The 23938-nt window shown below is 72.8% G+C and carries 22 protein-coding genes; 6 read left to right on the top strand and 16 right to left on the bottom strand.

Annotated elements, in window-relative coordinates; all coding sequences use genetic code 11:
* Positions 1–199 precede the first annotated feature (199 nt).
* The 4 genes from metG to mazG all read left to right on the top strand — a co-directional run bounded on the left by metG (position 200) and on the right by mazG (position 4432).
* A complete protein-coding gene (gene metG / locus LPC08_RS08795; RefSeq protein ID WP_230452318.1) occupies positions 200–1726 on the top strand; it encodes a methionine--tRNA ligase in 1527 nt (508 codons plus the stop codon).
* A 4-nt stretch (positions 1727–1730) separates the two neighbouring features.
* Positions 1731–2504, top strand: coding sequence for a TatD family hydrolase (locus LPC08_RS08790; protein ID WP_230452317.1), 774 nt, complete (start codon positions 1731–1733; stop codon positions 2502–2504).
* A gap of 13 nt (positions 2505–2517) precedes the next feature.
* Positions 2518–3303 carry an MBL fold metallo-hydrolase gene (locus tag LPC08_RS08785; RefSeq protein WP_230453023.1) on the top strand — a complete coding sequence of 262 codons (786 nt, stop codon included), beginning with the start codon at positions 2518–2520 and terminating at the stop codon, positions 3301–3303.
* 277 nt (positions 3304–3580) lie between these two features.
* Complete coding sequence (gene mazG, locus LPC08_RS08780; protein ID WP_230452316.1) at positions 3581–4432, top strand: nucleoside triphosphate pyrophosphohydrolase; 852 nt, start codon at positions 3581–3583, stop codon at positions 4430–4432.
* Position 4433: 1 nt separating this feature from the next.
* On the opposite strand, the gene LPC08_RS08775 is transcribed toward mazG, so the two are convergent.
* From LPC08_RS08775 to dusB, 10 genes are all read right to left on the bottom strand, one after another.
* Positions 4434–5267 carry an inositol monophosphatase family protein gene (locus tag LPC08_RS08775; RefSeq protein WP_230452315.1) on the bottom strand — a complete coding sequence of 278 codons (834 nt, stop codon included), beginning with the start codon at positions 5265–5267 and terminating at the stop codon, positions 4434–4436.
* Complete coding sequence (gene hflX, locus LPC08_RS08770; protein WP_230453022.1) at positions 5264–6610, bottom strand: GTPase HflX; 1347 nt, start codon at positions 6608–6610, stop codon at positions 5264–5266. The genes LPC08_RS08775 and hflX overlap by 4 nt, the downstream gene beginning before the upstream one ends.
* Positions 6591–6935, bottom strand: a complete 345-nt coding sequence (hfq, locus tag LPC08_RS08765; RefSeq protein ID WP_230452314.1) for an RNA chaperone Hfq — start codon at positions 6933–6935, stop codon at positions 6591–6593. The genes hflX and hfq overlap by 20 nt, the downstream gene beginning before the upstream one ends.
* An 86-nt stretch (positions 6936–7021) precedes the next feature.
* Positions 7022–7714, bottom strand: coding sequence for an HAD family hydrolase (locus LPC08_RS08760; RefSeq protein ID WP_230452313.1), 693 nt, complete (start codon positions 7712–7714; stop codon positions 7022–7024).
* Positions 7711–8583 (bottom strand): D-amino-acid transaminase, encoded by an 873-nt coding sequence (locus LPC08_RS08755; RefSeq protein WP_230452312.1) that lies wholly within the window; start codon positions 8581–8583, stop codon positions 7711–7713. The genes LPC08_RS08760 and LPC08_RS08755 overlap by 4 nt, the downstream gene beginning before the upstream one ends.
* Positions 8584–8607: 24 nt before the next feature.
* Positions 8608–10017 carry a nitrogen assimilation response regulator NtrX gene (ntrX, locus tag LPC08_RS08750; protein WP_230452311.1) on the bottom strand — a complete coding sequence of 470 codons (1410 nt, stop codon included), beginning with the start codon at positions 10015–10017 and terminating at the stop codon, positions 8608–8610.
* Positions 10007–12418: a sensor histidine kinase NtrY-like gene (locus tag LPC08_RS08745; RefSeq protein WP_370643320.1), complete on the bottom strand. Its 2412-nt coding sequence runs from the start codon at positions 12416–12418 to the stop codon at positions 10007–10009. Before LPC08_RS08745 ends, ntrX begins: the two co-directional genes overlap by 11 nt.
* 136 nt (positions 12419–12554) lie before the next feature.
* Positions 12555–13997 carry a nitrogen regulation protein NR(I) gene (gene ntrC, locus LPC08_RS08740; RefSeq protein WP_230452310.1) on the bottom strand — a complete coding sequence of 481 codons (1443 nt, stop codon included), beginning with the start codon at positions 13995–13997 and terminating at the stop codon, positions 12555–12557.
* Positions 13994–15223, bottom strand: coding sequence for a two-component system sensor histidine kinase NtrB (locus LPC08_RS08735; RefSeq protein ID WP_230452309.1), 1230 nt, complete (start codon positions 15221–15223; stop codon positions 13994–13996). The genes ntrC and LPC08_RS08735 overlap by 4 nt, the downstream gene beginning before the upstream one ends.
* Positions 15220–16290 carry a tRNA dihydrouridine synthase DusB gene (gene dusB / locus LPC08_RS08730; protein WP_230452308.1) on the bottom strand — a complete coding sequence of 357 codons (1071 nt, stop codon included), beginning with the start codon at positions 16288–16290 and terminating at the stop codon, positions 15220–15222. The genes LPC08_RS08735 and dusB overlap by 4 nt, the downstream gene beginning before the upstream one ends.
* A gap of 351 nt (positions 16291–16641) precedes the next feature.
* Between dusB and LPC08_RS08725 the strand changes: the two genes are divergently transcribed.
* Entirely contained in the window at positions 16642–17829 is a 1188-nt protein-coding gene (locus LPC08_RS08725) for a bifunctional 2-C-methyl-D-erythritol 4-phosphate cytidylyltransferase/2-C-methyl-D-erythritol 2,4-cyclodiphosphate synthase (protein ID WP_230452307.1), read from the top strand.
* 7 nt (positions 17830–17836) lie between these two features.
* Here the strand turns inward: LPC08_RS08725 and LPC08_RS08720 are convergent, their stop codons facing one another.
* Together LPC08_RS08720 and LPC08_RS08715 are read right to left on the bottom strand one after the other, a co-directional pair.
* Entirely contained in the window at positions 17837–18955 is a 1119-nt protein-coding gene (locus tag LPC08_RS08720) for an acetoin utilization protein AcuC (RefSeq protein WP_230452306.1), read from the bottom strand.
* A 43-nt stretch (positions 18956–18998) separates the two neighbouring features.
* Positions 18999–20171: an acetyl-CoA acetyltransferase gene (locus LPC08_RS08715; protein WP_230452305.1), complete on the bottom strand. Its 1173-nt coding sequence runs from the start codon at positions 20169–20171 to the stop codon at positions 18999–19001.
* A gap of 174 nt (positions 20172–20345) precedes the next feature.
* Here LPC08_RS08715 and LPC08_RS08710 point away from each other — a divergent pair, with 174 nt between their 5' ends.
* Positions 20346–20849, top strand: coding sequence for a hypothetical protein (locus LPC08_RS08710; protein WP_230452304.1), 504 nt, complete (start codon positions 20346–20348; stop codon positions 20847–20849).
* Positions 20850–20991: 142 nt separating this feature from the next.
* Here LPC08_RS08710 and LPC08_RS08705 read toward each other — a convergent pair whose 3' ends face one another.
* From LPC08_RS08705 to plsX, 4 genes are all read right to left on the bottom strand, one after another.
* Positions 20992–21399, bottom strand: a complete 408-nt coding sequence (locus LPC08_RS08705; protein WP_230452303.1) for a MerR family transcriptional regulator — start codon at positions 21397–21399, stop codon at positions 20992–20994.
* Positions 21399–21725 carry an integration host factor subunit alpha gene (locus tag LPC08_RS08700; RefSeq protein ID WP_230452302.1) on the bottom strand — a complete coding sequence of 109 codons (327 nt, stop codon included), beginning with the start codon at positions 21723–21725 and terminating at the stop codon, positions 21399–21401. The genes LPC08_RS08705 and LPC08_RS08700 overlap by 1 nt, the downstream gene beginning before the upstream one ends.
* Before the next feature lie 141 nt (positions 21726–21866).
* Positions 21867–22829 carry a beta-ketoacyl-ACP synthase III gene (locus LPC08_RS08695; RefSeq protein ID WP_230452301.1) on the bottom strand — a complete coding sequence of 321 codons (963 nt, stop codon included), beginning with the start codon at positions 22827–22829 and terminating at the stop codon, positions 21867–21869.
* A 7-nt stretch (positions 22830–22836) separates the two neighbouring features.
* Entirely contained in the window at positions 22837–23895 is a 1059-nt protein-coding gene (gene plsX / locus LPC08_RS08690) for a phosphate acyltransferase PlsX (RefSeq protein WP_230452300.1), read from the bottom strand.
* Between the last annotated feature and the right edge of the window lie 43 nt (positions 23896–23938).

Below are 23938 nucleotides of genomic sequence, written 5' to 3'. Positions count from 1 at the left end.
GCGTGACTCCGCCAGGGCAGGCCCGCAAGCCGGGCCCCGGGGGATCCATCCGGAAGACGCCTGGACGTGTCCGCGAGGAGCGCCGCCGGGCGCCGCCCGCGATCCGCCGCATGCCCTGCCGAGACCGGCTCCACCTTCCCGGGCACCCGGTGCCCCGTCGCGGCCGGTCCGCGGCGGCCACCCCGAGGGGACAGGACGGATGAGCGACGCGCGGCGCTACTACATCACGACGCCGATCTACTACGTGAACGACAAGCCGCATATCGGCCACGCCTACACCAACATCGCGAGCGACGTGATGGCGCGGTGGAAGCGGCTGACCGGGCACGAGGTGATGTTCCTCACCGGGACGGACGAGCACGGCCAGAAGGTCGAGAAAGCCGCCGAAGCGGTCGGCGAGGCGCCGCAGCCCTTCACCGACCGGGTGTCCACCACCTTCCGCGACCTCGCCTCGGCGATCGGCCTGTCCAACACGGACTTCATCCGCACCACGGAGGAGCGGCACAAGCGCGCCTGCACCGTGCTGTGGGAGCGGCTGGCGGCACGGGACCAGATCTACCTGGGCGCCTACGAGGGCTGGTACGCGGTGCGCGACGAGGCCTTCTACGGCCCCGACGAGATCGTGGAGCGGGACGGGCAGAAGTACGCGATCGCCTCCGGCGCACCGGTCGAGTGGATGCGCGAGCCCTCCTATTTCTTCCGCCTGGGTGACTGGGGCGAGCGGCTGCTCGCCTTCTACGAGGCCAACCCGGACTTCATCGCCCCGGTGAGCCGCCGCAACGAGGTGCTGAGCTTCGTGAAGGCGGGATTGCAGGACCTCTCGGTGTCCCGCACCTCCTTCCGCTGGGGAATCCCCGTGCCGGGCGACCCGGACCACGTGATGTACGTCTGGCTGGACGCGCTCACAAACTACATCACCGCTGCTGGCTATCCCTCTGAAGATATGCCTTTCTGGCCGGCAGACCTGCATATGGTCGGCAAGGACATCCTGCGCTTCCACGCCATCATCTGGCCGGCCGTGCTGATGGCTGCGGAGTTGCCGACGCCGAAGCGGGTCTTCGCCCATGGCTGGTGGACCAACGAGGGCCAGAAGATCAGCAAGTCGCTGGGGAACGTGATCGACCCGCTGGCGCTGATCGAGGAGTTCGGCCTGGACCCCGTGCGCTACTTCCTGCTCCGGGAGGTGCCGTTCGGCAATGACGGGGACTTCTCCCGTCGCGCCCTGATATCCCGTCTGAACAGCGAGTTGGCGAACGATCTTGGCAATCTGGCGCAGCGCAGCCTGTCGCTGATCCAGCGCAACTGCGACGGCGCCCTGCCGCCGCTGGCGCCGCCGACCGAGGAGGACCGGCAGTTGCTGGAGCCGCTCGGCGCCCTGCCGGACGCGGTGGGCGAGGCGCTGGACCGCCAGGCCTTCCACGAGGCGCTGGAGCGGGTCTGGGCGGTGGTCCGCCTCGGCAATGGCTGGATCGACGCGCAGAAGCCCTGGGCGCTGAAGAAGACCGACCCCGTCCGCATGGGCACCGTGCTGCGCAACCTGCACACCGCGCTCCGGGTGCTGGCGACCGTGCTGCTGCCCTTCATGCCGGGGACGATGAACGCGCTGCTGGACCAGCTCGGGGTAGGCGAGGGGGAGCGGACCCTGGCCACGCTGAAGGCCCTGCCGGACGGGACGAAGCTGCCGCCGCCGACGCCGCTGTTCCGCAAGGTCGAGGCGGAGGGCTGAGCGGGTGCTGACGGACAGCCACTGCCACCTGGACTATTTCGAGGGCGGAGAGCTGGAGGCGGTGGTCGCCCGGGCCGGTGAGGCGGGTGTCGCGCGGCTGATCACCATCGGCACCACCATGGCCCAGGGGGAGACGGTGAAGGCGATTGCCGACCGCTTCCCCCAGGTCTTCGCCACGGTCGGGGTACACCCGATGCAGGCGGGGAACGCGCCGATCCCGACGGTGGAGGCGATCATCGCCCTGGCCGACCATCCCAAGGTGGTCGGGATCGGGGAGTCTGGGCTGGACTACCATTACGACACCGCGCCGCCGGAGGTTCAGGCCGAGAGCTTCCGGCGTCACATCCGGGCGGCGCAGCGCACCGGGCTGCCGCTGGTGATTCATGCGCGGGAGGCGGATGACGACATCGCCGCCATCCTGCGGGAGGAGCGCGAGGCGGGCGGGGACTTCGCCGCGCTGCTGCACTGTTTCTCCAGCACCCGGGCGCTGGCGGAGACGGTGGTGGCGGATGGCGGCTACGTCTCCTTCTCCGGCATCCTGACATTCCCGAAAAGCAACGATATCCGCGAGGTGGCGGCCAGCCTGCCGCGCGACCGCATCCTGGTGGAAACGGACTCGCCTTACCTGGCGCCGGTGCCCTACCGCGGGAAGCGATGCGAGCCGGCCTATGTCGCGACGACGGCAGAGGTGCTGGCGAAGACCCTGGGCATGGAGGTGCCGGCGCTGATCGAACTGACGGGTCGGAATACCAGAAACCTGTTCAATAAAATCTCGTAAGGCACTGATCTTGCTGCAAGTCACCATCCTCGGCTGTGGCGGCTCCGGTGGCGTGCCCTTGCTAGGCGGTGCGGATGGGCGCGGCAATTGGGGCGAGTGCGACCCTGGGGAGCCTCGGAACCGCCGAACCCGGTCGAGCATCCTGATCCAAGGCCCTGACGGTGAAGCACTCCTGGTGGACACCGGGCCCGATCTGCGGGCCCAGCTGCTCGCCACGGGCCATGCCCGGGTGGACGCGATCCTTCTGACCCATGCCCATGCCGACCACATCATGGGCATCGACGAGGTCCGCAGCCTGAACCGCATCCGGGGCGCGGCCATCCCGATCCATGGGACGGAAGCGACGCTGGCCGACGTCTCCCACCGCTTTGACTATGCCTTCCGGGAACCCACGGTGGGCTTCTACCGCCCGGCGCTGACCCCGGTGCCCGTGGTCCCGGGGCAGAGCCTGGAGATCGCCGGCCTGCCGGTGAGCGTGTTCCGGCAGGACCACAAGGTGATGGAGACGCTGGGGCTGCGGATCGGGCGCTTTGCCTATTCGACGGATGTCGTCCAGCTGCCGGAGGAGAGCCTGCGGGCGCTGGAGGGGATCGAGACCTGGGTGGTCGGCTGCTTCAGCCGTTCGCCGCATCCCGTGCACGCGCATGTGGACCGGGTGCTGGAGTGGGTGGCGCGGCTGCGGCCGCGGCGCACGCTGTTGACGCATATGGGGACCGATCTGGACTGGGCCTGGATGGCGGCGAACCTGCCGCCGGGCATCGAGGCGGCGCATGACGGGATGCGGATCGACGCCGCCTAGGCCATTAAGTTCCTCGTAGTTTTTACATAATAAATCTTATCGCGCACTCACGAACACCCGGGCGCGGGCCCTCTGGCCTGCCCCTTTCGTCATCTCCGGCCGGCGGAGACAGACGATATGGTTTCCTAAGAAACTACCTTTGACGCCCGCTGCCCGCCTTGACGCCATGGTTTCCTAAGAAACTACCTTTGACGCCCGCTGCCCGCCTTGACGCCCCGGACGGCTGCGCCGAATGGGCGGGCCATCCAGCAACCACGACACCGGGATGCCCAAGCCCATGGCTGATGCCGACACCGAGGTCCATTCGTCCGTCGACCCCGCCGCCGCGCAGATGACCCGGCTGATCGCCATCATGGCGCGGCTTCGCGCCCCGGACGGCTGCCCCTGGGACCAGGTGCAGGACTTCGACAGCATCGCGCCCTATACGCTGGAGGAAGCCCACGAGGTGGCGGAGGCCATCGCCCGGCGCGACTGGCCGGCGCTGCGCGACGAACTGGGCGACCTGCTGTTCCAGTCCGTCTACCACGCTCGCATGGCCGAGGAGGCCGGGCACTTCGCCTTCGCCGATGTCGCCAAGGCGATCGCCGACAAGATGGTCGCCCGCCACCCCCATGTCTTCGGCGAGCGCGAGCTCCGCGACGCCGCCGCCCAGACGGAGGCTTGGGAGGCGCGGAAGGCCGCCGAGCGCAGGGCTTCGGGTGAGACCGGCACCCTGGCCGGGGTGTCGGCCGCCCTCCCCGCGCTCGTCCGCGCCGCCAAGCTGACCCGCCGCGCCGCCCGGGTCGGCTTCGACTGGCCGGATGCGGAATCCGTGCTGACAAAGCTGGACGAGGAGGTCGCGGAGCTGCGCGCCGAGCTGCCCGGGGCCGGTCCGCAGGGCGCCGACCGCGCCCGGCTGGCGGACGAGATGGGCGACCTGCTCTTCGTCCTGGCCAACCTGGCGCGGAAGCTGGACCTCGATCCGGAGGAGTGCCTGCGCGGCGCCAACCGGAAGTTCGAGCGCCGCTTCGGCGCCGTGGAGGCCGCGCTGGCCCGCCAGGGCCGCACCCCGGCCGAAGCGGAGCTGGAGGAGATGGAGGCACTGTGGCAGGCCGCAAAGCGGACCGAGGCCCGCCCCGGAGAGCCATGACTCAGTCCGCGAGCAGCGCCTCGCGCAGGGCCTCCCACGAGGCCCGGTCGGGCGCGCAGAGCAAACCGCCGCTCCGCTGCCGTGCCGGATCGTAAGGCAGGCCGTCGAAGCGCGCGGAGAAACCGCCCGCCTCGGCATGCAGCAGCCAGCCCGCCGCGTGGTCCCAGGGCATCAGCCGCGCATAGGCGGAACAATGGATATGGCCGCCCGCCAGCATGCGGTACTCGTGCGCGGCGCAGCGCAGCCCGATGGTGGCGGCCAGCCGCGGCAGCCGCGCCGGCACCTGCTGGCGCATCCCGTCGGGCATGTAGGTCCAGGAGACGGCGCCCACCATCTGCCGCACCGACACGGGCGGCGCGACGCGCAGCGCCGCGGTCCGGGTGCCGTCCGGCGCGGCGATCCAGGCACCCTCGCCGCGCAGCGCGATGGCCGTGTCGTCGCCCAGCGGGTCGTGGATCCAGCCGGCCACCACCTCGCCGCGGATGAAGGCGGCCGCCATGCAGCCGAACAGCGGCAGGCCGGCGGCGAAGTTGGCGGTGCCGTCCACCGGATCGACCACGAAGGCCAGATCCGCCTCCGCCAGTCGGTCCATGATGGCGGCATCGGCCGAGCAGGCCTCCTCGCCGACCACGGCGCAGCCGGGGAAGAGTTCGGCGAGCCCGGCCGCGATCTTCCGCTCCGCCGCCTCGTCGGCGTCGGTGACCAGGTCGAGCGGGCCGGTCTTCTCCCGGATCGCTCCCTCCGCCAGGCGCCGGAAGCGCGGCATGATCTCCTGCCCGGCGGCCTCGCGCAGCAGCGCGGCCACGGCATCCACGGAGCGTGCGTTCAGGGTCATGTGCGCTGCTCGAACCGTCCCAGATCGGCCTGGCTCAGGCGTACGCGCAGGCGGATCGCGTCGTCCGCATCCTCCCGCGCCAGCACCTCGCCATGCTGGTAGAGCCAGGCCAACCCCGCGCCATCGGCCGGGGGCAGCGCCAGCTCCGTCACCACCAGCCCGGCGTTCAGCCGCTCGTCCAGCGCCTGGCGGAGCGTGTCCAGCCCCTCCCCGGTCAGGGCGGAGACGGCGATCCCCTCCCCCGCCCAGGGCGCGGCCTGCGCCTCCAGCGCCTCGATGCCGCCCAGCAGGTCCGCCTTGTTCAGCACCTCGATGACGCGCGAGGTCCAGTCCGGGTCCAGCGGGGCGTCGGGCCCCTCCGCCATCTCGTTCAGCACCGCCAGCACGTCGGCGCGCTGGGCGGCGGAATCCGGATGCGCCACGTCGCGGACGTGCAGGATGATGTCGGCCGCCGCGACCTCCTCCAGCGTGGCGCGGAAGGCTTCTACCAGCTGCGTCGGCAGCTCGGAGATGAAGCCCACCGTGTCGGAGAGGATCACCGTCCGCCCGCTGGGCAGGCGGATGGCGCGCATGGTCGGGTCCAGCGTCGCGAAGAGCTGGTTCTGGGCGTAGACATCCGCCCCGGTCAGGGCGTTGAACAGGGTGGACTTGCCGGCGTTGGTGTAGCCGACCAGGGCGATGACCGGGTGCGGCACCTTCTCCCGCGCCCGGCGGTGCAGGCCGCGGGTGCGGCGGACCTGCTCCAGCTCCTTCTTCAGCTTGACGATCCGCTCGCCGATCAGGCGGCGGTCGATCTCGATCTGCGACTCACCGGGGCCGCCGAGGAAGCCGAAGCCGCCCCGCTGCCGCTCCAGGTGGGTCCAGGACCGGACGAGGCGGGTGCGCTGGTATTCCAGGTGGGCCAGCTCGACCTGCAGCGAGCCCTCGCGGGTGCGGGCGCGCTCGCCGAAGATCTCCAGGATCAGGCCGGTGCGGTCGATGACCTTGCAGCCCCAGTCCCGCTCCAGGTTGCGCTGCTGCACGGGGGTCAGGGCGGCGTCCACCACCACGACCTGCACGCCCTGCTCGCGCACCGCCTCGCCCACGGCCGCGACCTGCCCCTCGCCCAGTAGTGTGCTGGGTCGGCGGGTGCGGAGCGGATAGACGGCGCTGTGGACGATGGCCACGCCGATCGAGGCGGCGAGGCCCACCGCCTCGGCCAGCCTGGCCTCGGCGGCGCGGATGGCCCCCCCGCCCGTCCCCTGGCCTTCGGCCGCGCTCACCGCGCGGCCGGGCTTCTCCCAGGGAAGGATGACAGCGGCGAGCGTCGGCCCGCCGCGAGTCTCAGTCGTTACTGCCGACAGTCTGTGGCTCCCGGTGCAGGGTCATGGTCGTCTCGCGCAGCGGCCGGGCCGCGGGGGCCGCCGGCACCTCGCCACCCTGCTGCGCGCCCGCCGCGGAGGCGTCGAAGAGCTGGATCGGCGCGCCCGGCATCACCGTGCTGATCGCGTGCTTGTAGACGAGCTGCGTGTGCCCGTCCCGACGGAGCAGGACGGAAAAGTTGTCGAACCAGGTGATGATCCCCTGGAGCTTGACGCCGTTCACCAGGAAGACCGTCACGGGGGTCTTGCTCTTGCGAACGTGGTTCAGGAACACGTCCTGAACGTTCTGGGACTTCTCCGCGGCCATGGGCACGGTCCTTCTTCTTGTTGGCGGGCCATGATGGCCTCGCCGGGATCGGCCCGGCGGCGCCCCGCCCGGCCATTCGGGGACGTTCAGCGCAAGGAAGCGGCCATTGCAAGCCTCGACGCGCCCTGCCCCGTCAGCCAACCCAGAAGTGTTGCTGCGCTGCCGAAATGCACGTCCGCCCCGGCGCTTTCAACCCCCCCGTCATGCGCGGCGTCGCCCAGCAGCACGGCGCGGCACCCCGCCTTGCGGGCCGCCAGCATGTCCAGCGCGTTGTCGCCCACGTACCAGACCTCCGGCCCCGGGCGCACGCCGCAGGCGGCGCAGGCCAGCCGCAGCGGGGCCGGGTCCGGCTTGTCGGCGCGGGCATCGCCGGCCCCGACCAGGGCGCGGAAATGGCCCGTCCAGCCCAGCCGGGCCGCCTCGGCGCGCAGCAGGGCGCCCTGCTTGTTCGATACCACGGCCAGGGGCAGCAGCGCCGCCGCCCCGGCCAGCATGGGCCCGGCCCCCGGCATCGGCTCCAGCACGGCCAGGTGGCGGGCCCGGACCTCGGCATAGAAGACGTCCCGCGCATCTTCCCATGCCGGGCCGAAAAGGTCCGGGAAGGAATCGCGCAGCGACCTGCGGACATTGGCCCGCACCTCCTCCAGCGACCATTCCGGCATCCCGAAGGCACGGAAGGCGGCGTTCAGCCCGGCCTGGATCGCCCCCCAGCCATCGGCCAGGGTGTTGTCCCAGTCCCAGACGATCGCCCGCGGCAGCGGCCCGGCCGGCGGGCTCACGCCGCGTTCCGCGGGCCGCCGGTGACGTGGCGGGCGAAGAGGTCGAAGAGGCGGCGGGTGACCGGGCCCGGCGTGCCGTCGCCCACCGCCCGCCCGTCCACCCGCAGGATCGGCTTCACGAAGGAGGTGGCGGAGGTCAGGAACACCTCCCGCGCCCGCTCCAGCTCGTCCAGGGAGAAGCCGCGCTCCTCCGCCGCGATCCCGGCCGCCGCCAGCTCTGCCAGCAGCGCGCCGCGGGTGCAGCCGGGCAGGATGGCGTGGCCCAGCGGATGGGTGCGCAGCACCCCGGCCGCGTCGACGATCCAGATCGTGGTCGCCGCGCCTTCAGTGACCATGCGGGTGGCGGGATCGTAGAGGATCGCCTCCCCCGACCCCTGCTCCTTCGCGGCCTGGCGGGCCAGGACGTTGGGCAGCAGGTTCACGCTCTTGATGTCGCGCCGCGCCCAGCGCAGGTCGGCCTGGGTGATGGCGGTCAGCGACCAGCCGTCGAGGCTCGCCGGATAGGGCGGGATGCGCCGCACCGTGGCGACGAAGGCGGGCGGCACCGGCTTCGACGGGAAGGCATGCTCCCGCCGCGCCACGCCGCGCGTCACCTGCATGTAGGCCAGCCCCTCGGTGATCCGGTTGCGCCGGACCAGCTCGTGCAGCACCAGCTCCAGCGCCGCGCGTGGCATCGGCATGGGCAGGCGGATCTCGGCCACGGAGCGCTCCAGCCGGCCCAGATGCCGATCCGCATCGATGAAGCGGCCGGCATGGATGTGAACCACCTCGTAGATGCCGTCCCCGAACTGGTAGCCGCGATCCTCGACGTTCACGCTGGCGAAGCGCTGCGGCACGTAGCGGCCGTTCACATAGGCGATGCGCGACATGGGTCTCCTTGTGTGCCCTGTTCCTTAGGCGCTGGCAGCCGTGGCCGCGCGGTCGTCCGCATTCACGCCCAGGAACTTCAGCTTGCGGTGCAGCGCGCTCCGCTCCATGCCGACGAAGTTCGCGGTGCGGCTGATGTTGCCGCAGAAGCGCAGCAGCTGCGCCTCCAGGTACTGGCGCTCGAACAGCTCGCGCGCCTCGCGCAGCGGCAGGGTCATGATCTCGCTCGACCGGTCCAGCTTCAGCATGGCGGGCGCGGCGGAGCCGATCTCCGGCGGCAGCATCTCCGGGCGGATGGACTCGCCGGCGCCGCCCGGGGCCATGATCAGCAGCCAGTCCACCACGTTGCGGAGCTGCCGGACGTTGCCCGGCCAGTCATAGGACTGCATCGCCGCCATCGCATCCTCGCTGATCTCGCGCGGCGGGATGCCGGACGCCTCGGCCGAGCGCGCCATGAAGGCCCGCGCCAGCACGGGCACGTCCTCCCGCCGCTCGCGCAGCGGCGGCACCCGCAGCGGCACCACGGCCAGCCGGTAGAACAGGTCCTCGCGGAAGCGCCCGCCCTGGATCTCGGCCGCCAGGTCGCGGTTGGTGGTGGCCAGCACGCGCACGTCCACCTTCACCCGCGTGCCGCCGCCGACGCGCTCGAAGCCCTGCTCCTGCAGCGCGCGGACGATCTTGCCCTGGGTCTCCAGCGGCATGTCCGCCACCTCGTCCAGCAGCAGCGTGCCGCCATGGGCGCGCTCCAGCACGCCGGCGCGGCGCGGCTGGGCGACCGGGTCGGGGCCGCCCTCCACGCCGAACAGCTCCTCCTCGAACCGGGCGGGGTTCAGGGTCGCGCAGTTCAGCGCGACGAAGGGCTCGCCGGACCGCTTCGAGCGGGCATGGATCATCCGCGCCACCACCTCCTTGCCGGAGCCCGCCGGGCCGGTGATGAGGGCGCGCGAGCCGGTGGGGGCCAGCTTCTCGATCTGGTTGCGCAGCTGCGCGATCGCCGAGGAGACGCCGCCCAGCTCCGCCTCCGGCCCGCCGCGCAGGCGCAGCTCGCTGTTCTCCCGCCGCAGCCGCGCCGCCTCCAGCGCGCGGGCGGCGATCAGCAGCAGCCGGTCGGACTGGAACGGCTTCTCGATGAAGTCGTAGGCGCCTTCCTGGATCGCCTGCACCGCCGTCTCGATGGTGCCGTGACCGGAGATCATCACCACCGGCACGTGGGGCTCCTCCGCATGCAGGGCGCGCAGGATCCCCAGCCCGTCCAGCCGCGAGTTCTGCAGCCAGATGTCGAGGATCACGAGGTTGGGACGGCGCTGCCGGAAGGCGGCCAGCGCCTCGTCGGAGTTGCGCGCCGTCCTGGTCTCGTAGCCCTCGTCGGACAGGATGCCCTCGATCAGGTTCCGGATATCCGGCTCGTCATCCACGATCAGGATGTCATGCGCCATGGCGTAGGATCTCCGTCCCTATGGGCGCCAGCCGGGGCGCCTCGCCCGCCGTCGCGGGCTGTTCCGTCCTTTGATCGGCCGCACCACCCAGGGGGCTGCCCACGGGGCCACCCAGGGGGCCGGTCAGCGGCAGGAGGAGCGACACCCGGGCGCCGCCCGGGCGCTCGCCCTCCCCCGGCCCGGTCCCCTCGCCGGGGCCTTCCGGGGGCCGGTCGGCCAGCACGAGGCGGCCGCCATGGTCCTCCATGATCTTCTTGACGATGGCAAGGCCGAGTCCCGTCCCTTTCGCCTTGTGGGTGACATACGGTTCCGCGAGCCGGTCATGGTCCTCGCCGGAGGGCAGGCCCACGCCGTTGTCCTCGATCACCAGCGCGGCCCATTCGCCCTGGCGCTCCACGGCCAGGCGGATGCGCCCGCCGGCCTCGCCTTCCGGGCGCATGGCCACGGCATCGGCCGCGTTCTGCAGCAGGTTGGTCAGCGCCTGGTTCAGCAGCCGCCGGTCGCAGGGCACCGGCAGCGGCGCCTCCGGCAGCACCGTCTCGTAGGTGATGGCGGGATGGGCGTCGCGCTGCAGCACCAGCGCCTCCCGCGCCAGCCGGCCCAGATCCTCCGGCCGGATCACCGGCTGCGGCATGCGGGCGAAGGCGGAGAACTCGTCCACCATGCGGCCGATGTCGCCAACCTGCCGCACGATGGTGTCGGTGCAGGTGCGGAAGGTCTCCGGATCGGAGGTGATCTCCTTGAGGTAGCGCCGCTTGAGACGCTCGGCCGAGAGCTGGATCGGGGTGAGCGGGTTCTTGATCTCGTGCGCGATGCGCCGCGCCACGTCCGCCCAGGCGGCCTTGCGCTGGGCGGAGAGCAGCTCCGTCACGTCGTCGAAGGTCAGCACGTAGCCGGCCACCTGCCCAGCCTGCACCTCCGCCCCCATCCGCGCGATCAGGGTGCGGCGGGCGTTGGGAGCGCCCAGCTTCACCTCCGCCGTATGCGCCCGCTCCGGCGCGGCGGCGGCGGCGGCGGCCAGCGCCGCGAACTCCGGGACCACCTCCGGCAGCGGATGACCGATGGCGGCCTCCATGTCCTGGCCCAGCAGATCCGAGGCGGAGCGGTTCGGCAGGTTCACCCGGCCCTCCGCATCCAGCCCCACCACCCCGGCCGAGACGCCGGCCAGCACCGTCTCGGTGAAGCGCCGCCGCTCGTCGATCTGGCGATAAGCCTGCATCAGCTCGGAACGCTGGGCGGCGAGCTGGTTCGTCATGCGGTTGAAGGCGCGGCTGAGGCTGCCGAGCTCGTCGTCCTCCGGCCCCTCCTGCAGCTTCACCGACAGGTCGCCCCCCCGCACGCGCTCGGCCGCGTTGATCAGGCGGGAGATGGGGCGGGCCAGCTGGTTCGCGAAGACCAGGCCGATCAGCACCGCCGCCATCAGCACCAGCAGGGCGGCGATGGCAAAGATCATCGCGAAGGTGATCTGCAGCCCGGAGCGGTTGCGGTCGAGCTGGTCATAGGCCTGGAAGGCGCGCTCGGTCGCCAGCATGTGCTCCAGCACGCTGGCATCCACCGGCCGGCCGATCGACAGCATCAGCCCCGGCGCGATGTCCAGCATCACCAGGGCGCGCACCCGCCCCTCCTCCCCCTCGTCATTGGCCAGCACCGCCACCTCGCCGCTGCGGGCGAGGTCCATGGCCCAGGCGGGCGGCGGGGAGACGACGGTGGTGGTGGTCAGCCCGGCATGGGCGACGACCTGGCCCAGCACCGGCTCGAACACCACCGCCTCCTGCAACCCGCGCAGCGCGGTGTGGGTGGCCAGCACCCGGGCAAAGGCCAGGGTGTTGTCGGGCAGCAGGGAGGCGGCGCGGTTCAGGTCCGCCGCCATGGCCAGCGCGTCGGCGCGGATGGTGTTGCGGTGCTCGTCCAGATAGGCGCGGGAGGCGACAAGGCTCGCCTCCAGCGTCGAGCGCACCCGGTCGCTGAACCAGGCCTGGATGCCCCAGTTGAAGAAGACCGCGGCGAAGATGCCGACCAGCGTGGCGGGCACCACCGCCACCACCCCGAACAGTAGCACCAGCCGGACATGCAGCCGAGAGCCGGCGCTGCCCCGCCGCCGCTCCGCCCAGACCCGCACCAGCCGCCCGACGAGGGAGGCGGCGAGCAGGACGAGGAAGGCCGCGTTGACCATGACCATGGCCGCGACCTGTCCCGGCCGGGTGGGGCCGAAGGGGCTGCCATCCGACAGCAGGGTGAAGGTGCCGATGCCCAGCAGCAGCGCCCCCACCGCCAGGCCCAGCGTCATGGCGCGGCCGAGCAGCAGGTCGGCGGTCCGCCGGGCCAGCCCGCGCGGCTGCTCCGCGCCGGCGCGGCCGGCCGCGCCCGCCTCGCCGTGGGCGCTGGTGGGGGCCGCGGTCATGGGCCGGGCCTCATGGTGCGACGCTCGACGCCGATATCATCGGCGCCATCCTAGACCGAACTGTGTCGTCCAGGCCACATCCCGCCGAAGACGTTGCGCACAGCGAACCGTCAGGCAGAACGGCCCCGCCCGGCGGTCAGGAGAGACCGCGCACCACCGGCAGCTCCAGCTCCCGGATCTTCTTGCGGAGCGTGTTGCGGTTCAGCCCGAGCATGGCCGCGGCCTTGATCTGGTTCCCCCGCGTCGCGGCGAGGGCCAGCCGGATCAGCGGCCGCTCCACCTCCGACACCACGCGCTCGTAGAGGTCGCGGACCGGCAGGCCGTCGCGGTGCGCGCCGAGGAAGGTGGTGAGGTGCCGCTCCACCGCCTGTTCCAGCGTCTCGGGGGAGCGCGCCTCGCCGGTCGCGGCGGGCGAGGTCTCCGTCTCCGCCAGCTCCGCCGCCACCGCATCCTCGCCGATCACCTCCTGCGGGTAGAGGGCGGCAAGGCGGCGCATCAGGTTCTCCAGCTCGCGCGCGTTGCCGGGCCAGGAATGCTGCTTCAGCCGCTCCATCGCATCCTGGTCGAGCGTCTTGCCCGGCAGGCCGGCGGCCTTGGCGCGCTCCAGGAAGTGGCGGGCCAGCAGCGGGATGTCCTCCAGCCGCTCGCGCAGCGGCGGCAGGCGGATGGGCACCACGTTCAGCCGGTAGAACAGGTCCTCGCGGAAGCTGCCCGCCCGGATCGCCTGGCGCAGGTCGCGGTGGGTGGCGGCGATGATCCGCACGTTCGCCTTGATCGGCTGGCGCCCGCCGACGGTGGTGAACTCCCCCTCCTGCAGCACGCGCAGCAGGCGGGTCTGCGCCTCGGGCGGCATGTCGCCGATCTCGTCGAGGAAGAGCGAGCCGCCGGCCGCCTGCTCGAAGCGCCCCACGCCGCGGGCCAGCGCGCCGGTGAAGGCGCCGCGCTCGTGGCCGAACAACTCCGCCTCGATCAGCTCGCGCGGGATGGCCGCCATGTTGATCGCCACGAACGGCCCGCCGCGGCGCTTGCCGTAGTCGTGCAGGGCGCGCGCGACCAGCTCCTTGCCGGTGCCGGACTCGCCCGTGATCATCACCGTCAGGTCGGTCGTCGTGAGCCGCGCGACGGTGCGGTAGATCTCCTGCATCGCGGCGGAGCGGCCGACGATGGGCAGGCGCTCGCCCTCCCCGTCCTCGCTCGGCGCCGGGGCGGGCCCCGGGGCGACCAGCGCGCGGCCGACCACCGAGAGCAGCTCCTTCAGGTCGAAGGGCTTGGGCAGGTACTCGAAGGCCCCGCGCTGCGCGGCCTTCACCGCCGTCATGAAGGTGGACTGCGCCGACATCACCAGCACGCGCAGCTCCGGGCGCACGCGCTTGATGCGCGGCACCAGGTCCAGCCCGTTCTCGTCGGGCATCACCACGTCGGTGATGACCAGGTCGCCCTCGCCATCCTCCACCCAGCGCCAGAGCGTGGCGGCGGAGGAGGTGGCGCGGACGTTGTAGCCGGCGCGGCCCAGCGCCTGGGACAGGACGGTGCGGATCGCCCGGTCGTCGTCGGCGATCAGGATGGTCTGTCCGGTCACGGGCTGGTCCTTGCACGGGCGCCGCGCGCGAACGGGCCCTGTTTCCCGGTGCCGGATTCGTCGGTACCGGGCCGGCTGGCGGCGGGTTTGTCGGTGGCGGCGGCCTTGCCGCTGGGCGGGATCGGCAGGGAGAGGCGGAAGACGGTGCGGCCCGGGCGGCTGTCGCATTCGATCAGCCCGCCGAGATCCTCCACCAGCCGCGCCACCAGGGCGAGGCCCAGCCCCTGCCCGCCGCGCTTGGTGCTGACGAAGGGCTCGAAGAGCGTCGCGCGCACCTCCTCCGCGATGCCCGGGCCGTTGTCGCGCACGCTGACCTCGATCGGCAGGTGGACGCGCTCGCGGCTGCTGGGAATGGCGATCCGAACCCCGTGGCGATAGGCGGTGGACAGGGTGATCTCCCCTTCCAGCGGGTCCACCGCCTCGGCCGCGTTCTTCACCAGGTTCAGGATCACCTGCACCAGGATGTCGCGGTTGGCGAGGACGTGCGGCAGCGAGGGGTCGTATTCCTCCACCAGCCGCAGATGCGCCGCGAAGCCGGAGCCGGCGACGAGGCGGACATGGCCCAGCACCTCGTGGATGTTCACCGGGCTGCGCTCGACCGGGCGCTCGCTGAACATGTCCATCCGCTCCACCAGGTCGCGGATGCGGTCCACCTCGTCCTGGATCAGCGTGCACAGCTCGCGGTCGCCCTCCGCCGCCGACTGCTCCAGCAGCTGGGCGGCGCCGCGGATGCCGGAGAGCGGGTTCTTCACCTCGTGCGCCAGCATCGCCGCCATGGCGGAGGCGCCGCGCGCGGCACCCCGGAAGTTGAGCTGCCGGTCCAGCTTCTGCGCCGTCGAGCCGTCCTGCAGCGTCAGCACCACGGCGCCGGGCAGCTCCGGCAGCATCACCCCCTGGGCGGAGACGCCGCTGCGGCTCAGCCGCGGGCTCTCCAGCAGCAGGTCGTAGTCGGAGACCGGGGCCTCGGCGCTGCGCACCTGCCGCACCAGGGCGACGAGGCGGTTGTCCTCCGGCACCAGGGCCTCGAGGGTCAGCTGGGAGAGCGAGACCGCGGAGAGCTGGAAGAACAGCTCCGCCGCCGGGTTGGCGAAGATGAAGCGGTCCTCGGCATCCAGCACGACCACCGGCAGCGGCACGGCGCCGAGCACGGCTGTGGCCTCCGGCGAGGGGACACGGCGGGCGGGGCGGCTCACGGCCCGGCGCAGGGCGGCGGCGACGCCGCTCATGCCGCCAGCGCCTCGGCGCGGCCATGGGCGACGACCACGCCGCGCCCGATCAGCGGCTCCCAGTAGGCGGCGAGCTCGGCCAGGGCAGCCTCCACCGTATCGGCCTGGTTGATGCGGACGCGGTGCTCGGCGCTGCCGGGCAGGCCGCGCGAGTACCAGGCGAGGTGCTTGCGCGCGAGCCGCAGCCCCGGGTCGCGCCCGTGATGCTCCAGCATGGCATCGTAGTGCCGGCGCAGGATGGCGTAGCGCGTGGCGAGGTCCGGATCCTCCGCCATGGTCCCGCCACGCAGGCGGTCGGCGACGGCGGCCATCAGCCAGGGACGCCCATAGGCGCCGCGCCCGATCATGACGCCATCCGCGCCGGAGCGGCGCAGCGCCTCGGCCGCGTCCTCCGCGCCCAGGATGTCGCCGTTCACGATCACCGGGATGCCGGCCACCGCCTTGACCTGGGCCACGAAGCCCCAGTCGGCCGTGCCCGTGTAGAACATCTGCCGGGTGCGGCCGTGCACGGTGACCATGCGGATGCCGCTCTCCCGCGCGATGACCGCAAGGCGGGGGGCGTTCAGGCTGGCATGGTCCCAGCCCATCCGCATCTTCAGCGTCACGGGGACGGACACCGCCCGCGCGGTCGCCTCCAGGATGCGGGCGGCGGCCACCTCGTCGCGCATCAGGGCGGAGCCGGCGGACTGGCCCACCGCGACCTTCTTCACCGGGCAGCCGAAGTTGATGTCGACGATGGCCGCGCCGCGGTCCACGGCCAGCCGCGCGGCCTCGGCCATCACCTCCGGGTCGCAGCCGGCGAGCTGGACGGAGGCAGGGCCGCCGAAGCCGTCCACCTCCGCCATCTTCAGCGTCTGGCGGTTGGTGCGGACCATCGCCTGGCTGGCGATCATCTCGCTGACCACCATCGGCCCGCCCAGCTCCCGCGCCAGCCGCCGGAAGGGCAGGTCGGTGACGCCGGACATCGGCGCCAGGATCACGGGGCAGTCGATCCGCACGCCGCCGCCGAGGTCGATGGGCGCCAGGGCGGCGGACCCGGCTGGCGAGGACCGATCGCCTTCCGTCATGATGGAGGCGTGCGCCGGGGTGCCGCGCCCTGGAAAAGGATCAGGGGCGGCCGCAACAGTCGCTTCAAAGCCGTTCATAATGATGCGGGTATCCGCCGGCCGGGCGCCGCGTCAAGCGCCGTGCTGAGAAATGAGGCATGAAGCGACGGAAGGCGTCATTCTCCGTTCAGCTTCGATATGAAAAGGCGCGCTCTGCCATGTCGGGCGGCGCCAACCCGGGGAGGCGGACGAGGGGGGGGCCGGCCATCGCCGCTTGAGCCCGGTCCGGTCCGCGCGGTCGACCGGGCGGGGCAGATTCCTGCCTCGCCCCCGCTGCCTCCCTCCGGCGATCCGCTCTAGCTTCCGCCGCCCATGACGCGCCCCGTTCCGTCCGCCGCGACTCCGCCCTCCCCGCCCCGCGCCGTCGCCCTGCTGCTGGCGGCGGGCCAGGGGCTGCGCTTCGGCGCGGCCGCCCCGAAGCAGTTCCTGCCCCTCGCCGGCAAGCCGGTGCTGCGCCACGCCGCCGAGGCGCTGCTCGCCGAGGGGCTGGTCGACGCGCTGCTCCCGGTCTGTGCCCCGGCCGAGGCGGGGCGGGTCGCCACGCTGCTGGAGGGCCTGCCCGCCCTCGCCCCCGTGGCCGGCGGCGCCACCCGGCAGGACAGCGTGCGCGCAGGGCTGGAGGCGCTGGCCGCCGACCCGCCCGCCATCGTGCTGGTGCATGACGGCGCCCGCCCGGTCGTGCCCGCCGGCACCGTCGCCGCCCTGCTGGCGGCGCTGCAGGACCGGGCGGGCGCCATCCCGGCGCTCCCCGTCAGCGACACGCTCAAGCGCGGCGAGGGCGGGGCCATCGCGGCGACCGTGCCGCGCGAGGGGCTGTTCCGGGCGCAGACGCCCCAGGCCTTCCGCTTCCCCGTGCTGCTCGCCGGCCACCGCGCCGCCGCGCCGGGGGCGACGGACGACGCGGCGCTGCTGGAGGCGATGGGAGAGGCGGTGGCGCTGGTGCCGGGATCGGAGGAGAACGTGAAGGTGACCTTTCCCGAGGACCTTGCCCGGCTGGAGGCGGCGCGCCGCGCGGCGCTCTGGCCGCGCACCGGCACCGGCTTCGACGTGCACCGGCTGGTGCCGGACCGGCCGCTGTTCCTGTGCGGCGTGAAGGTCGAGCATCCGCTCGGCCTGGATGGGCATTCCGACGCCGATGTGGGCATCCACGCCCTGTGCGACGCGATCTACGGCGCCATGGCGGAGGGCGATATCGGCCGACACTTCCCGCCCTCCGAGGCGGAATGGAAGGATGCCGACAGCGCCCGCTTCCTCCGCCACGCCGCGGCGCTGGTGGCGGAGCGGGGCGGCGTGATCGCCAATGCGGACGTCACCCTGATCTGCGAGCGGCCGAAGATCACCCCCCACGCCCCCGCCATGCGCGCCCGGCTGGCGGAGCTGATGGGCGTGCCGCTGTCCCGCGTCTCGGTGAAGGCGACCACCTCCGAGCGGCTCGGCTTCACCGGGCGGGGCGAGGGCATCGCCTGCCAGGCGGCGGTCTCGGTCCTGCTGCCGGAGTAGCGGCGAGTCAGGGCTCCGGCAGGTCCCGCACCACCGCCGCGCAGACCTCCTGCACCTCGCGGCGGATGACCCCCTCGCGCGGGGGGTCGCGCAAGGTGGTGAACCAGTGCTCCGGCGGCGCGCGCCCGGCGGCGCGGAACCAGGTGAGGCCGCGGAGCACCGCCTCCGCCCCGGGCGGCAGGCGCTCTGGCGCCTCATGCCCGTTCAGCACCCCCCAGACCCCCGCCCAGCAGCGCGCCACGGACCAGGGGTTGTAGCCCCCGCCCCCCGTCACGATCAGCCGGGGCGCTTCCCCCAGCAGCGCCCGAATCACGGCGAAATGGGCGTTGTTGGAGAGGGCGAGCCGGGACAGCGGGTCCTCCTCGATCGCATCCGCGCCGCATTGCAGGACGATCGCCTGCGGCCGCCAGTGGCGCAGCAGCGGCAGGATCGCGTGGTGCAGCACCCAGCGCATCTCGCTGTCGTTGAAGCCCTCCGGCACCGGCAGGTTCCGCGCATGCCCCCCGGCACGGTCGCCGACCAGCCCGGTGCGCGGCCAGCGGTTGGCCTCGTGGACGGAAACGGTCAGCACGCGCGGGTCGTCGTGGAAGGCGGCCTCCACGCCGTCGCCGTGATGCGCGTCGATGTCGAGGTAGAGCACCCGCTCCAGCCTGGCATCGACCAGCGCGAGGCAGCACAGCGCCACGTCGTTGAGGTAGCAGAAGCCGCTCGCCCGGTCGGGCATGGCGTGGTGTGTCCCGGCGCCGGGGATGTGGACCACGCCGCCGTCGCGCACCAGCCGCGCCGCCAGGATCGCGCCCCCGGCGCCGGTGGCGGGGCGGCGGAAGACCTCGCGGTAGATCGGGTTGCCCTCCGCGCCCAGGCGGTGGCGGGCGCGGACCGCGTCGCTCACCGCCTGCTCCGCCTCGGCGCGTTGCAGCGCGGCGACGTAGTCCGGGGTGTGGAAGCGGGTGAGCTGCTCCGGTGTCGCGCGGGGGCTGTCGAGGTACCGCTCCGGGTCCAGCCAGCCCAGGGCGCGGATCAGGTCGAGCGCGGTGGAGACGCGGGGGATCGCCAGCGGGTGCTTCCCGCCATAGGTCGAGCCCCGGTAGATCTCCGACCCGATGAGGAGGGGTGCGGTCTGCAAGCGCCCCCGCAGATGGGGGCGCCGCGTCAGCGCGCCAGGGGCGTCAGCGCAGCCGCTCCAGGATGGAGACGTAGTTCGCCACCGCCGAGCCGCCCATGTTGAACACCCCCGCCACCGTCGCGCCAGGAATCTGCATCCCCCCCGCCGCGTCGCAGAGCTGCATCGCCGCCAGCGCGTGCATGGAGACGCCGGTGGCCCCGATCGGGTGCCCCTTGGCCTTCAGCCCGCCCGAGGGGTTCACCGGCAGCCGCCCGTCCTTGGCCGTCCAGCCCTCCAGCGCGGCGCGGGCCCCCTGCCCCTCCGGCGCCAGGCCCATCGCCTCGTATTCGATGAGCTCCGCGATGGTGAAGCAGTCGTGCACCTCGGCCAGCGACAGGTCGGCGAGCGTCGTCCCGGCGGCGGCATGCGCCCGCGCCCAGGCCTCGCGCGCCCCCTCGAAGCGGGTGATGTCGCGCGCCGAGATCGGCATCAGGTCGTTCACCTGCACCGCCGCCCGGAAGCGCACCGCCTTGCCCAGCGTGCGCGCCGTCTCCTCGTCCGTCAGCACCAGCGCCGCCGCGCCGTCGCTGACCGGCGAGCAGTCGGTGCGCTTCAGCGGCCCGGCGACCACGGGGTTCTTCTCGCTCGGGGTGCGGCAGAACTCGTAGCCCAGGTCCTTGCGGAGCTGGGCATAGGGGTTCTCCACCCCGTTGCGGTGGTTCTTCGCGGCGATGGCGGCCAGCGCGTCGGACTGGTCGCCATGGCGCTGGAAATACGCCTCGGCGATGCGGCCGAAGACCCCGGCGAAGCCCGCCTCGATCTCCCCCTCCTCCTTGCGGTAGGAGCAGCCGAGCAGGATGTCCCCCACCTTCGCCCCCGGCACGGCGGTCATCTTCTCCGCCCCCAGCACCAGCGCGAAGCGCCCCCGCCCGGCCGCCAGGAAGTCCAGCGCGCCATGGATCGCGGCGGAGCCGGTGGCGCAGGCGTTCTCGTAGCGGGTGGCGCGGCGGAAGCGCAGCTCCGGCACGGACTGCATCACCAGCGAGGCGGGGAAGTCCTGGGCCTGGAAGCCGCCGTTGAACAGGCCGACGAAGACGCCCTCGATGTCGGACGGAGCGACCCCCGCATCCTCGATGGCGTTGCGGGCGACGCGGGCCAGCAGGCTTTCGACGTCCGGCGCGTCCTCCAGCTTGCCGAAGGGCGTATGCGCCCAGCCGACGATGCAGGCCTCGGTCATGCCATTCCCTCCCATGCGGTGCGCCCCAGATGGGGCCAGGCGGCCGCGAAGACCAGGGCCGGTGGCCACCCGCCGCCACGGCCCGGCCGGTCCCGTGTTGCGGCGGGCGTCCGATCGGCGGCAGGCTCCGGCGCAGCGCGGGTCCGCAGCGTCCGGGATGCCATGTCCGAAGCCTTGAGCCGAACGCTTTTCGCCGCCGAGATGGTCCTGATCGCGATGCCCGCGTCCTTGTTCGTCGTGCCCTTCCTGCTGCCGGCCATCGTCCTTCTTGTGCCAGTCGCCCTGCTGGGACTCGTCCACACGGTCCTGGCGGGCGGGCCGCGGATGGGCGAGGAGCTGTGGACCGGACTCGGGCTGCTGCTCATGGCCATGCTTTGCCTCTGCGCGGTCGCCGCCCTCTTCCTGTTCGTCGGCCTGGGCGGGCGCTTCCTCCTCCTCGGGCGCGACGGGCTGCGCGGGCAGGGGCGGGCGGCCCGGATCGCCATCCTGCTCGCCGCGCCCCCGATCCTGCTCTCGAGCCTTCCCCGGCTGTACGCGGAAGCCTCGGCCGGCCCCCTCGACCTGAACAGGATGGCGGCGGCGCTGATGTACAGCGGCCTGCCGCTTCTCATCCCGGCGGCGCATCTGCTGATCGAGCTTCGCGCGTGCCTCCGGTCACCGGCACGCCCCGGCGCCTGACGCCGCCGCCCGGCGTAGCGGCGATCCCGCCGGTCCACCCCCGGGCGCCGGTCAATCCCTGTGGCGCGCCGGAGCAGCAGCAGGCCGGCGGTCGCTTGGCGCCGTCACGCGGCGGGCCGGTCCCGGCCCGCCGCCGGAGTCCCTATCCGCGTCCGCCATGGGTGAGGAGGCGGAGGCTGGCCGCGATCGACTCCAGCTCCTCCACGCATTCCTGCAGCAACCCTTCCCGCCCGGTGGCCGCCATCTCGGCCGGGGCCGGCTCAGCCCCCTCCGGCGTGCCGTCGCGCAGCAGCCGCTGCACGCCCTTGATGGTATAGCCCTGGGTGTAGAGCAGGTCGCCGATCCGCCGCAGCAGCGCGATGTCGTCCGGCCGGTAGTAGCGCCGCCCGCCGCCGCGCTTCAGCGGCTTGAGCTGCGGGAACTTGCTTTCCCAGAAGCGCAGCACGTGCTGCGGGATGTGCAGGTCCTCCGCCACCTCGCTGATGGTGCGGAAGGCTGTCGGCGCCTTGCGGGGCCGTGCCGAGGCCTCGTCCATCACCTCGGACGGCATCAGGCGTCATCCCCCCCGTCCGGCGCATCGGCGGGCGCGGCCTCGCCGTTGATCCGCGCCTTCAGCACCTGGCTGGCCCGGAAGGAGAGCACGCGGCGCGGGGAGATCGGCACCTCGATACCGGTCTTGGGGTTGCGGCCCACGCGCTGCGCCTTCTGCCGCACGGTGAAGGTCCCGAAGGCGGAGAGCTTCACCGCCTGCCCCGCCTCCAGGCTGGCGGAGATGCGCTCGAGCACGCCTTCCAGCAGCGCGGCGCTCTCGTTCCGCGACAGACCCACCTGCGCATAGATCGCGTCCGCGAGTTGTGCCCGCGTCACGGTATTCATGCCGGCTGCACCCTGACTCGCCTCAGACGGCGGGATGAAGCCAGGGCCACCGCGGGGCGTCAACGGAGTCCGCTCCCCTGTGGTCACGAAGCCACGGCGTGTGTGGCCGCGCCGCCATGCCGGCGTGGGACCGGCGGCGGGTCAGTAGCGCGCCAGCGCCGCGCCCCAGGTCAGCCCGCCGCCGATGGCCTCCATCAGCACCAGGTCGCCGCGCTGGATGCGGCCGTCGCGCGTCGCCTCGGCGAGCGCGAGCGGGATCGACGCGGCCGAGGTGTTGGCGTGGCGGTCGACGGTGATCACCACCCGCTCGGGCGGCAGGCCCAGCTTGCGGCCCATGGCGTCGATGATGCGCCGGTTCGCCTGGTGCGGCACCAGCCACTGCACCTCGGACCGGTCCAGGCGGTTGGCCGCCAGCGCCTCGTCGACGGCGGAGGCGAGCTTGGCCACGGCGTGGCGGAATACCTCGCGCCCGGCCATCCGCAGCAGGCCGGTGCCGCCGGTGCTGCCGGCCCCGCCCTCCACCTGCAGGATGTCGCCATGGCGGCCATCGGCATGCAGGTGCCAGGAGAGCAGGCCGCGATCCGGGTCCTCCCCCGCCTGGAGCAGCACCGCCCCCGCCCCGTCGCCGAACAGCACGCAGGTGCCGCGGTCGGTCCAGTCCAGGATGCGGGAATAGACCTCCGTGCCGATCACCAGCGCGCTGCGCACCGCGCCGCTGCGCATCAGCGATCCGGCCACGCCCAGCGCATAGATGAAGCCGGCGCAGGCGGCGGAGAGGTCGAAGGCCGGGCCGCCGGGGCAGCCCAGCGCACCCTGGATGCGCGCTGCGGTGGAGGGGAAGGCGCTGTCGGGAGTGGAGGTGGCGACGATCACCGCGCCCACGCTAGCCGGGTCGGCCCCCGCCTGGGCCAGCGCCTGCCGCGCCGCGGCGACGCCCATGGAGGAGGCGGTCTCGCCCTCCGCCGCCAGGTGCCGCTGGCGGATGCCCGTCCGCTCGCGGATCCACTCGTCGGAGGTGTCCAGCCCATAGGCCGCCGCCAACGCATCATTGTCCAGAACGCGCGCGGGAAGGTAGCCGCCGGTTCCGGTGATCAGGGCACGCATCGTCGCCTCAGCGCATCGCGGTCAGGGTGGGGGTGTCGGCATCGCCCCGCCGCAGCAGGCCGATGCCCTCGCGGATGCGGTCGTTGAAGCCATGGGTGACCATGTCCATGGCGACGTCCATCGCATAGGCGAAGCCGAGCGCGTCGGTGCCGCCATGGCTCTTCACCACCACGCCGTTCAGACCGACCAGCACGGCGCCGTTGTAGCGGCGCGGGTCCATCCACTCGCGCAGCCGGTCCAGCGCCGGGCGGGCCAGCAGGTAGCCCAGCCGCGCGGGCACGGAGGAGGTGAAGACCTGGCGCAGCAGGTCGCGCATCAGCTTCAGCGCGCCCTCGCCGGTCTTGAGCGCGATGTTGCCGGTGAAGCCGTCCGTCACCACCACGTCGACCGTGCCGGCGGTGATGTCGTGGCCCTCGACGAAGCCGCGGAAGTTCGCGCCGACATGGCTTTCGCGCAGCGCCTCGGCCGCCTGCCGTACCCGCTCGTCGCCCTTCAGCTCCTCCGAGCCCACGTTGAGCAGGCCGATGGAGGGCGAGGTGAGGCCCAGCACCGCGCGGGCGAAGGCATCGCCCATCACCGCGAACTCGACCAGGTTGCGGGCATCGGCCTGGAGGTTCGCCCCCAGGTCGAGCAGCACCACGTCGCCGCGCGCGGAGGGGCCGATGGCCGCGAGCGCGGGCCGGTCGATCTCCGCCATGGTCTTGAGCACGATCTTGGCGAGCGCCATCAGCGCGCCGGTGTTCCCGGCCGAGACGACGCCGGCGGCCTCGCCCGAGGCCACGGCGTCGATGGCAAGCCGCATGGAGGAGCCGCGCAGGCGCAGCGCCGCCGTGGGCTTCATCTCCCCCGGCACGGCCTCCGGCGCGTGCCGCAGGCTGCATGCCTCCGCCGCACGCTTGCGGCGCGCCAGCAGGGGGGACAGCCGGGCCTCGTCGCCCAGCAGCAGGAAGCGCGCGCCGGGATGGCGCTCGGCCGACAGCTCGACGCCGTCCAGCACTGCCTCGGGCGCGTTGTCGCCGCCCATCGCATCCACCGCCAGGGCGAAGGCAGGAGCCGGGCCGCTCATCGGCGGCCCGTCACGACAGGCTGTTCCACGACAGGCTGTTCCA

Source organism: Roseomonas sp. OT10, from assembly GCF_020991085.1.
Classification (GTDB): Bacteria; Pseudomonadota; Alphaproteobacteria; order Acetobacterales; family Acetobacteraceae; genus Roseomonas; species Roseomonas cutis.
The sequence above is the reverse complement of the archived record's forward strand: the minus strand, read 5'-3'. Positions and strand labels throughout refer to the sequence as shown.

Coding starts and splice junctions, on each gene's coding strand:
- LPC08_RS08695 (WP_230452301.1), bottom strand. CDS start 22,829: ATGCGTGCCCTGATCACCGGAACCGGCGGCTACCTTCCCGCGCGCGTT.
- metG (WP_230452318.1), top strand. CDS start 200: ATGAGCGACGCGCGGCGCTACTACATCACGACGCCGATCTACTACGTG.
- LPC08_RS08705 (WP_230452303.1), bottom strand. CDS start 21,399: ATGCCGTCCGAGGTGATGGACGAGGCCTCGGCACGGCCCCGCAAGGCG.
- LPC08_RS08775 (WP_230452315.1), bottom strand. CDS start 5,267: ATGACCCTGAACGCACGCTCCGTGGATGCCGTGGCCGCGCTGCTGCGC.
- LPC08_RS08745 (WP_370643320.1), bottom strand. CDS start 12,418: ATGACCGCGGCCCCCACCAGCGCCCACGGCGAGGCGGGCGCGGCCGGC.
- plsX (WP_230452300.1), bottom strand. CDS start 23,895: ATGAGCGGCCCGGCTCCTGCCTTCGCCCTGGCGGTGGATGCGATGGGC.
- LPC08_RS08700 (WP_230452302.1), bottom strand. CDS start 21,725: ATGAATACCGTGACGCGGGCACAACTCGCGGACGCGATCTATGCGCAG.
- LPC08_RS08755 (WP_230452312.1), bottom strand. CDS start 8,583: ATGTCGCGCATCGCCTATGTGAACGGCCGCTACGTGCCGCAGCGCTTC.
- dusB (WP_230452308.1), bottom strand. CDS start 16,290: ATGACGGAAGGCGATCGGTCCTCGCCAGCCGGGTCCGCCGCCCTGGCG.
- mazG (WP_230452316.1), top strand. CDS start 3,581: ATGGCTGATGCCGACACCGAGGTCCATTCGTCCGTCGACCCCGCCGCC.
- LPC08_RS08725 (WP_230452307.1), top strand. CDS start 16,642: ATGACGCGCCCCGTTCCGTCCGCCGCGACTCCGCCCTCCCCGCCCCGC.
- LPC08_RS08735 (WP_230452309.1), bottom strand. CDS start 15,223: ATGAGCGGCGTCGCCGCCGCCCTGCGCCGGGCCGTGAGCCGCCCCGCC.
- ntrX (WP_230452311.1), bottom strand. CDS start 10,017: ATGGCGCATGACATCCTGATCGTGGATGACGAGCCGGATATCCGGAAC.
- LPC08_RS08715 (WP_230452305.1), bottom strand. CDS start 20,171: ATGACCGAGGCCTGCATCGTCGGCTGGGCGCATACGCCCTTCGGCAAG.
- hfq (WP_230452314.1), bottom strand. CDS start 6,935: ATGGCCGCGGAGAAGTCCCAGAACGTTCAGGACGTGTTCCTGAACCAC.